Genomic DNA, 6,494 nt, shown 5'->3' with positions numbered 1-6,494 from the left:
TCAGAAAGAGCAGCACGCTCCCGCGAAACACGATGGGTTAAAAAATAAATTCAATAAGAGCACGGACAAGAGCAGGAGGCTCCCATAGTGGTTCACTGCTATCTCAGGGCACTCTCCTCACCTCGTTGCGCAACCCGTGGGAGATACGTAAAGAGTTAGTGGTTCGCCAGCCCGCGTTCAACGACCCACGCCGCGATTTGTGCCCGCGAGGTAAAACCCAGCTTCCCCAGAATGTTGTTGACATGCCCTTCAGCAGTGCGTTCGCTGAGGACCAGCAGCTCGGCAATTTCCCGGCTCGTTTTGCCTTGCGCAATGAGCGCGGCGACTTCGCGTTCACGGGCCGTCAACCCGCCAAACGCCAGCCGGGCAGCGACACGTGGTGGCAGTGGCTTCTCCGGCGGGAAAGCGCCAAGCGCCGCGTGTTCGAAGTGGTCGCGCAGCGCAGGCTCATCAATGGTGGTCGCCAGTTCCTCAACGAGGTGACGGCCTGCCGCGTATTCCTGCCGGGCCTGCTCTGCGCGTCGGAGGCGGTAATAAGCGTGCCCAAGTGCGCGATGGATGGTCCAGAGCACAGGCCGGGCATTCCGCTCCACAGCTCCTCGTCGGGCCTTCTCTAATACTGCTGCTGCTTCCTCCACACGCGCCAGTCCTAGCAGTGCCTCGCCTTGGAGTTTCAGCAGATGCGGAATGGGCTGTGCGGACTCATCTGGCGCCTTCCCAGAGATGGAGGCCAACAGATGCTCGGCGATTGAGAGCGCAGGGCCAGGTTGGCCCTGGGCCAGGAGCAGTTCCCCCCAGACCAACGTCATCTGCCGCTCTGCCATAGTGTGGGGGGGCTGGTCCGGTGGTATGACCGCCTGGAGCGCAGCCTGGGCTGCAGGGAGATCGTGGTTCAGGAGATGGGCACGTCCCTGGAGTGCTGCAATGCTGCCTGTCCAAAAGGCGGAACCAAACTGCTGTGCCAGCGCCATCGCCGCTTCCAGTCTGGGCAGCGCCAGAGCAGGCGCGAGCAGCAGCACATAGGCGTGCCCCAGAGCGTAGGTGGTGGCAACCGTCCACTGCTGATGCTCTATCTCCTTGGCGATGCGGCGGGCCTCGTGTGCGTGGGCCAGCGCCGGGCCAAACTCCCCAAAAGCGAGCAAGGTATGCGCCAGGGCATTCCCCGCGAAGGCTTGCCCGGAGAGCGACTCGATCTGGCGAGCCAGGCGCAGCGCCTCGGAGGCATCGTGCACACACGCATCCCGTGTCCTCAGGGGGCTAAACGACGTTTCGCTGGACCCCGGCATGGACTGGACCGCGCGCATAGCAAGGCTTGACATCAGGCTGGGCGTGTCATCCAGATGACGGAACAGGGCAACTGCCTGCCTAAGCTGCTCCACCGCTTTGACCCGTTCCCCACACATCCCGTAGGCTGTGCCGAGCAGGTCAAGCGTTTCCGCCATCCCCTGGGTATCGTGCTGGTCCTCAAACAGCTTGAGTGCGGCGTGATGCGTGTGTACCCCTTCCTCAAGGTGTCCGGTATTCACAAGCCAATTGCCCAAGCGATTGAGGCTACGCGCCTGGAGGGTGGGGTCAGCCAGCCGTTCAGCCTGGTCAAGCGCTTGACGGAACCAGGCTCCCGCCTGGGCGTAATCACGCTCGGTCCACAACACGCCGAGCGCCAGCAGACACCGCCATTCCAGCAGGCTCTCCGAAGTCGTCTGGGCGATAGCTAAGGCACGCTCGTAATCGCTCTCGGCGCGGGCAAATTCTCCAAGGACCGCATACGCCTGTCCTCGTGCAAGATATACCTTGCCTGGTGGGGCGCCAGGCATATGCTGGGCAGCCTCTACCGCGCGCGTCAGGTAGTGGATGGCCGCGCGCGGCGCGTGCAGCGTCAAGACCTGATCTCCCATCTCTTGCGTGTAGGTCAGCGCCTGCTCCCACATCCCGGCCTCATAGCAATGCGCCGCCAGGTCTCCCAGGTAGCGCTCGCGCAGGGCGGGCGAAGTGGAAAGCTGTTCCAGTATGTCGGCCAGGGTTCGATGCAGCGCCTGACGCTCGCGCACCAGCAGCGCGCTGTAGATCGCTTCTCGAATCAGCGCGTGTCGAAAGGCAAACTGGTCTGCTGACTCCTCCACGACAAGTTGGGCCGCCATCGTCTCCTTCATCAGCGCCAGCAGGTGGTTCTCATCACCGTGCAGCGCCTGTTGCAGCACAGGAAAGTCGAAGCGCCGTCCGGCGACGGCTGCCAGCGTCAAGACCTGCTTTGCTCCAGCACTCAACTGTTCCGTCCGTTGGTGGACCGTCTCCTGTACACTGCGTGGGATGAAAGCGCCCCCAAAAGCCTCGCGTTTCTCTACCCGACGGACCCACCTTCCCTCCACAGACTGAAGTTCTCCAGTGGCAATGAGCGATTTGAGCAGCTCCTCCACGAAAAAGGGATTACCCTCGGAGAGGGTAAAGAGCGTGTCCAGGAGGTCGGCATCGACTGGGTATTCCCCTGCCAGGATAGCACGCACCATGTCATCAACCTCGCTGCGGGAGAGCGGCCTCAGGGGAAATTCCTGCGTCAACCGTTCACGATCAAGCTGGGTCAGCCAGTGCCGCAGCCCGGGATGAGGCGCCTCACTGCGATAGGTGACGAGTAAGAGCAGCGGGAGGTGTCGAGCGCGGCGGGCCAGGTGCAGCAAAAACTCCAGGCTGAGGTCATCACTCCAATGCACATCTTCCACCACCAGGAACACCGGCTGGTGTGTCGCTTGCTCCGTCAGGAAATGCGTCATGGACGCGAAGAGCCGTCGCTGCTCCTCTGCTGGATCACCCAATGGTGCGGGAAAGGAGGTTGCCAGGTTGGGGAAGAGCAGCGCCAGGTCAGGCAGCAGGCGAGAGAGCGTCGAGACAAAGGCGCGCGTGTGGTCAGAGAGGGCGGTTGGGGCAGAGTAGGCAAAAAACGTCCGAAAGAGGTCCAACAGCGGCGCGTAGGGAGCCGCGCTGTCCCCCTGGAAACAGTGCCCCTCCAGAAGGAGAAAGCCCTGGTGCGCGGCATAGTTTTTTGCCTCAGCGACCAGACGCGACTTGCCAATGCCCGCTTCCCCACTGATCAGGATCGCCTGCCCCTTGCCACTCCGCTTCCGCTCCACGAGTCCTTGCAAGGCACTGAGGTCGCGTTGGCGACCAATGAAGAGGGGACAGACCACGGTCCTTGGAAATGCTCTGGTCATAAAGATCGCTCCCCTTGAACCATGCTGCTCCAACGCGCGTTAAGGTACCCGATCAGGGAGGAGCACGATCTTTCAGAGGCCACCGAGGGACCGCTGTGTCTTAAGATGATCGACGTGTGTCAAGCTTACCTGTATACCTCCACGGCAGTATAGCATACAGAAGGGAGTTTCCCCAAGCGAGTACAGACGTGTGCTTTTTACCGCCGTCCGCAGGACTCGCAGCGTCTCCTCCATTCCTCCCAAGGAGAGAATCAATTCAGAGCGTGGTCGAGGATGAGGCGCTTGTGGTAAGACCCACGCCCTGCGGCGCATAACCCCCACTTGAACGCGAGTGGCGTAAGCCTGAGCGCTGCTTTGAGGAGTCCCCTTCCAGCAGCGTCGTAGACAAGAGCGCGAAGTCACACAGTTGGGATGTTGCCTCATCCCAGCCCCGCCTCTCTGGCGCGAAGGATGGCCTGCGTGCGATCAGCCACCTGCAACTTGCTGATGATGTTGGAGACATAGTTGCGCACCGTATGGGAACTGAGGACCAGCCGACTGGCAATCTCGGCATTTTTGGCGCCCTGGGCCAGCAAAGCCAGAATCTCGCGCTCGCGCTCGCTCAGTTCCGGGAAGACCTGAGGCAGCGTCACCAATCGGATCTGAGCAAAGAACTCCAGCAGCCGTCGGGCAATAGCCGGGCTAAAGATGGCCTCGCCTGCGCCAACAGCGCGGATGGCGCGCAGCATCTCGGCATGGGTGGCGCCTTTGAGAATGTAGCCCCGCGCTCCGGCGCGCATCGCGGCAAAGACGGCACTCTCCTCCTCAAACATGGTCACCATCAGAATCCCAATCTGCGGGCTTGCCTGCAAAATCTGGCGCGTGGCCTCGATGCCAGTGATGCCGGGCATCTTCAGGTCCATCAGGATCACATCGGGCTGGAGACTCGCTGCCAGGGTCATCGCTTCCTCGCCGGTGGTGGCCTCGCCTAGCAGTTCGAGATCGGGCGCGGTCGAGAGCAGGGCCCGCAGCCCATCGCGGAAGAGCACATGGTCATCAGCCAGGAGGACCGTCAGCGGCTCTGGGATCCCGCCTTCGGTAGCACGAGTCATCGGATCACCTCTTTCTCCAACACGGCTGGCGCTGTGAGCGGGTGTCCCCCTGCCGGGGCGCTCCCTACTGCGGACAGGGGGAGACGCGCCCGGACACACGTTCCCCTGGTTGGCAGGGATTCGACCAGGCAGGTGCCGCCCAATTCTTCGGCACGCTCGCGCATAGAGCGTAACCCGACCCCCGCCTGGCGGCTGGGTGGCAGTCCCACCCCATCATCTTCGATCTCCAGGCAGAGCGCCTCCCCCAGGCCCAGGCGAATCAGACAGGTTCGCGCCGCTGCATGGCGGACGACGTTGGCGAGGGCTTCCTGGACGATGCGGTAGGCCGCCACCTCCACGGCGGCGGAAAGCTCTGGCAGGTGGTCGGGGACTTCGACGGTGATACGCAGCCCACCAGCACTGCCCGTCTGACCTGCTGCTGTCCTCTGAAGGTCATACTGCGCCGCGTGGGCACGCACGGCGGCAGCCAACCCCAGGTCATCCAGCGCGGGAGGGCGCAGATTGTAGACCAGCCGCCGAAGGTCGTCCATGACTCCTTCCAGGTGGGCTTCGACGGTCGTCAACAGCTCCGAGGCCGTCGCCGGGTCGTGCGCCAGGAGGGCGCGCGCCGAGCCGACCTGGAGCAGGAGCGCGCCCAGGGTTGGCCCCAGCCCATCATGCACATCGCGGCGGAGGCGCCTCCGCTCCTCTTCCCGCGCGGTGACCAGCCGTTCACGGGAGTGCTGGAGATCGACCGTCAAACGCTCTAGATCGGTCGTCAGCCGCACCGCCTGCACCGCCACCCCCGCCTGGCGCGCCAACTCGTTCAGCAGCCGCAGGTCGGTGGGTGTCAACGGTTCGCCTGGCGCGCGTGGGGCCAGGAGCAACTGCCCGATGAGGTCGTGATGATAGATCAGTGGCAAAGATACGAGTTCCCCTCGGGCCGTGCCCGCAGAGGCGGCAAGCGTGAACGCCTCGTCCTGCTTCACGCTAAGGGCGACATAGGGAAGTTTGAGTGCCTCTCTGACGGTCTCCACAATGGCCGGCAGGACCGCCCCAGGCGCCAGCGGTGCCTCCAGGCGGCTTCCCAGGCGAGAGAGGACGGTATACGGCTCGTCCCGCTCGCCATAGAGCAAGTGGTTGACCCCGCGTTGGAGGCGCGCGCGCAGCGGGTGGAAGAGCACGGCCACTAAACCAGTTGCCAGGAGCACGATGAGCCCATTGCCTTGTGTCTGGAACAGCGCCCCCAGGGCACCAACAACCAGGACGTAGAGGGTGACCACGCTCGCGGTGAGCGCACTGTACACCAGCGTGCGGTTGATGAGGAAGTCAATGGCGTACAGCCGGTATTTGAAGATCGCGAGGCCAGCGGCTAGCGGTAGGGCCAGCCAGCTGCCATCCACTCCCAGCCGCAGCAGGCTCTCCAACGCGGGTGGAGCACTGTGTAGCCTGTAGATGACCAGCCCCTGCGCAAGCCACAGCGCGACCGTGATGGCGCCGACGTAGATGACCCATTTGATTTGCGCGCGCTCCTCCCCTCTGGACCGGCGCAGCCGCAGGAGCAAGCTGAGCGCCGCGGGGAGCAGGAGTAGGGGACCGACGACACTCAGGACCGCATTGAGCAGTGTGGGGAGGGGACTACTAAGAGCTGCGACAAAGAGCGGATTGGCAACGGCTGGCCTCCCGATGAAGTTGTTGCCGAGCGGACCAGGCTGCAAAGCGACCAGGGGACACTGGAGGGCGAGTATCCCGACCACGAGCCAGCCCAGGACGCGCCAGCGCGCCGAGAGGGGTTGGCCCGTGGGAAAGAGCAGGGGCAGGAAGAACAGGAGCAGGCTGATCGTCACCATCCAGTCCCAGTTTTGGAACCAGCCTGCCGCCAGTCCTCCCGGCAACGTGCCAGGGGCCACCAGCAGCGCGTCGAGCGCGTAGTAGCCAGCGAAGCTATCGACCGCGCCCATCAGGCCAATCGTGCAGAAGAGCCAGCCGAGGCGGTGCCCAGGGCGGCGCGTGACGATGAGCGCGCCCAGCGTCGCGAAGGCAAGCTGTGTCAGGATGAAGCAGGCATCCTCCACGAACCTGAGCGCGAACGGCAGCGCGTCCGGCAGTGCAGCGTGCACCGGGACGAGCAGCGGGGTGTACCCAAGCGATAGGACGACGGTGCCGGTCCAGAGAACCCAGGCAAGTCGGGCAAGTATCCGGGTGTGCATCGCTCCACCTC

The 6,494-nt window shown here is 63.6% G+C and carries 3 protein-coding genes; all 3 read right to left on the bottom strand.

The genetic code is table 11. The features are described from left to right. Positions 1-155: 155 nt before the first annotated feature. On the bottom strand, positions 156-3,203 hold the full coding sequence (locus tag VH599_04990) for an AAA family ATPase (GenBank protein ID HEY7347653.1): 3,048 nt from the start codon (positions 3,201-3,203) through the stop codon (positions 156-158). A 419-nt stretch (positions 3,204-3,622) separates the two neighbouring features. Then, complete coding sequence (locus VH599_04985) at positions 3,623-4,294, bottom strand: response regulator transcription factor (protein HEY7347652.1); 672 nt, start codon at positions 4,292-4,294, stop codon at positions 3,623-3,625. After that, positions 4,291-6,483, bottom strand: coding sequence for a GAF domain-containing sensor histidine kinase (locus VH599_04980; protein HEY7347651.1), 2,193 nt, complete (start codon positions 6,481-6,483; stop codon positions 4,291-4,293). The genes VH599_04985 and VH599_04980 overlap by 4 nt, the downstream gene beginning before the upstream one ends. Positions 6,484-6,494: the final 11 nt, after the last annotated feature.

The sequence above is a fragment of the Ktedonobacterales bacterium genome, assembly GCA_036557285.1.
In the GTDB taxonomy this organism is placed as follows: domain Bacteria; phylum Chloroflexota; class Ktedonobacteria; order Ktedonobacterales; family DATBGS01; genus DATBHW01.
The sequence above is the reverse complement of the archived record's forward strand: the minus strand, read 5'-3'. Positions and strand labels throughout refer to the sequence as shown.

Excerpts from the sequence above, each read along its gene's own strand:
- VH599_04990 (HEY7347653.1), bottom strand. The coding sequence starts at position 3,203 with ATGACCAGAGCATTTCCAAGGACCGTGGTCTGTCCCCTCTTCATTGGT.
- VH599_04985 (HEY7347652.1), bottom strand. The coding sequence starts at position 4,294 with ATGACTCGTGCTACCGAAGGCGGGATCCCAGAGCCGCTGACGGTCCTC.
- VH599_04980 (HEY7347651.1), bottom strand. The coding sequence starts at position 6,483 with ATGCACACCCGGATACTTGCCCGACTTGCCTGGGTTCTCTGGACCGGC.